This window comes from Sporosarcina sp. P12(2017), assembly GCF_002743035.1.
Classification (GTDB): domain Bacteria; phylum Bacillota; class Bacilli; order Bacillales_A; family Planococcaceae; genus Sporosarcina; species Sporosarcina ureae.
The window spans coordinates 1-1,763 of the sequence record NZ_PDYL01000038.1 but is presented as its reverse complement, the minus strand read 5'-3'; the positions used below and the strand labels follow the sequence as shown (position 1 = coordinate 1,763).

The 1,763-nt window shown below is 47.9% G+C and carries 13 tRNA genes and 1 rRNA gene; all 14 read left to right on the top strand.

Annotation, left to right across the window (positions count from 1 at the left end):
- The first annotated feature begins 225 nt into the window (after positions 1 to 225).
- Positions 226 to 341 (top strand): 5S ribosomal RNA (gene rrf, locus CSV80_RS17240).
- 95 nt (positions 342 to 436) lie between these two features.
- Positions 437 to 512 (top strand) — tRNA-Val (locus tag CSV80_RS17235).
- 15 nt (positions 513 to 527) lie between these two features.
- Positions 528 to 603, top strand: a tRNA-Thr gene (locus CSV80_RS17230).
- Positions 604 to 611: 8 nt separating this feature from the next.
- A tRNA-Lys gene (locus tag CSV80_RS17225) sits at positions 612 to 687 on the top strand.
- Positions 688 to 707: 20 nt separating this feature from the next.
- Positions 708 to 789: transfer RNA gene (locus tag CSV80_RS17220), tRNA-Leu, on the top strand.
- Positions 790 to 796: 7 nt separating this feature from the next.
- Positions 797 to 868 (top strand) — tRNA-Gly (locus CSV80_RS17215).
- An 11-nt stretch (positions 869 to 879) separates the two neighbouring features.
- Positions 880 to 968, top strand: a tRNA-Leu gene (locus CSV80_RS17210).
- A gap of 16 nt (positions 969 to 984) precedes the next feature.
- A tRNA-Arg gene (locus CSV80_RS17205) sits at positions 985 to 1,061 on the top strand.
- 31 nt (positions 1,062 to 1,092) lie between these two features.
- Positions 1,093 to 1,169, top strand: a tRNA-Pro gene (locus tag CSV80_RS17200).
- A 6-nt stretch (positions 1,170 to 1,175) separates the two neighbouring features.
- Positions 1,176 to 1,251, top strand: a tRNA-Ala gene (locus CSV80_RS17195).
- Between the two features lie 26 nt (positions 1,252 to 1,277).
- Positions 1,278 to 1,351, top strand: a tRNA-Met gene (locus tag CSV80_RS17190).
- Between the two features lie 6 nt (positions 1,352 to 1,357).
- Positions 1,358 to 1,434 (top strand) — tRNA-Ile (locus tag CSV80_RS17185).
- 15 nt (positions 1,435 to 1,449) lie between these two features.
- Positions 1,450 to 1,542 (top strand) — tRNA-Ser (locus tag CSV80_RS17180).
- Positions 1,543 to 1,632: 90 nt separating this feature from the next.
- Positions 1,633 to 1,707: transfer RNA gene (locus tag CSV80_RS17175), tRNA-Met, on the top strand.
- The last annotated feature ends 56 nt before the right edge of the window (positions 1,708 to 1,763 follow it).

The window sequence follows — 1,763 nt, the reverse complement described above, 5'->3', positions numbered from 1 at the left end:
ATGAGGTGGATAGGTCTGGGGTGTAAGTACGGCGACGTATGTAGCTGACAGATACTAATCGATCGAGGACTTAACCTATTTTAAAAAGTAGTTACTTGAACTACACCAATGTCTTTTATTCAGTTTTGAGTGAACAAGCTTTACTCGAAAATTATTAAAAATAATACTTGCATTAATAATAACAAGTGTTATAATAGTAAATGTCCTCAAAAAGAGGATGCACAGTCTGGTGACGATAGCGAAGAGGTCACACCCGTTCCCATACCGAACACGGAAGTTAAGCTCTTCAGCGCTGATGGTAGTTGGGGGTTTCCCCCTGTGAGAGTAAGACGTCGCCAGGCAATTCTATTCTTAAGATTAATACTGAGTGTTTTATACATAACCTATTGATCAAATAGAAAAAGAATATACTAATTCAACACTATAATTATACCCAGGAGGATTAGCTCAGCTGGGAGAGCACCTGCCTTACAAGCAGGGGGTCGGCGGTTCGAGCCCGTCATCCTCCACCATATATTTCTACACCTGCCGGTGTAGCTCAACTGGTAGAGCAACTGACTTGTAATCAGTAGGTTGAGGGTTCAAGTCCTTTCGCCGGCACCACTTAGTACGAGCCGTTAGCTCAGTTGGTAGAGCATCTGACTTTTAATCAGAGGGTCACAGGTTCGAATCCTGTACGGCTCACCATTTTTGCACAGTAATATATTGCGGGTGTGGTGGAACTGGCAGACACGCTAGACTTAGGATCTAGTGCCTTCGGGCGTGGGGGTTCGACTCCCTTCACCCGCACTTTAATGCGGAAGTAGTTCAGTGGTAGAATACGACCTTGCCAAGGTCGGGGTCGCGGGTTCGAATCCCGTCTTCCGCTTTTTCATCCTTGCCGGGGTGGCGGAACTGGCAGACGCACAGGACTTAAAATCCTGCGGTAGGTGACTACCGTACCGGTTCGATTCCGGTTCTCGGCACCAATTAATTTTATAATATGCGCCTGTAGCTCAATTGGATAGAGCGTCTGACTACGGATCAGAAGGTTGTGGGTTCGACTCCTGCCAGGCGCGCCATATTATTTATAAATTCTATATCCTTTATAGTCGGGAAGTAGCTCAGCTTGGTAGAGCACTTGGTTTGGGACCAAGGGGTCGCAGGTTCGAATCCTGTCTTCCCGACCACTTATTGGGGCCTTAGCTCAGCTGGGAGAGCGCCTGCCTTGCACGCAGGAGGTCAACGGTTCGATCCCGTTAGGCTCCACCAATAATGTTTTATGACTGACTAATTGCAGCGGCGTAGCTCAGTTGGCTAGAGCATACGGTTCATACCCGTAGGGTCGGGGGTTCAAATCCCTCCGCCGCTATCCTAAGGACCTTTAGCTCAGTTGGTTAGAGCAGACGGCTCATAACCGTCCGGTCGCAGGTTCGAGTCCTGCAAGGTCCACCAGATTATTTATTTCACGGAGGAATACCCAAGCCCGGCTGAAGGGATTGGTCTTGAAAACCGACAGGGGTGTTAAAGCCCGCGGGGGTTCGAATCCCTCTTCCTCCGCCATATTTTCTTTAACAAAAGCTTTACTTTACTAAGTAGTTATGTTAAGATAATAAAGGCGTTAAGATATTAATAAAGAAACAATTGTATTGTCGCGGGGTGGAGCAGTGGTAGCTCGTTGGGCTCATAACCCAAAGGTCACAGGTTCAAATCCTGTCCCCGCAACCAAGGTCCCGTGGTGTAGCGGTTAACATGCCTGCCTGTCACGCAGGAGATCGCGGGTT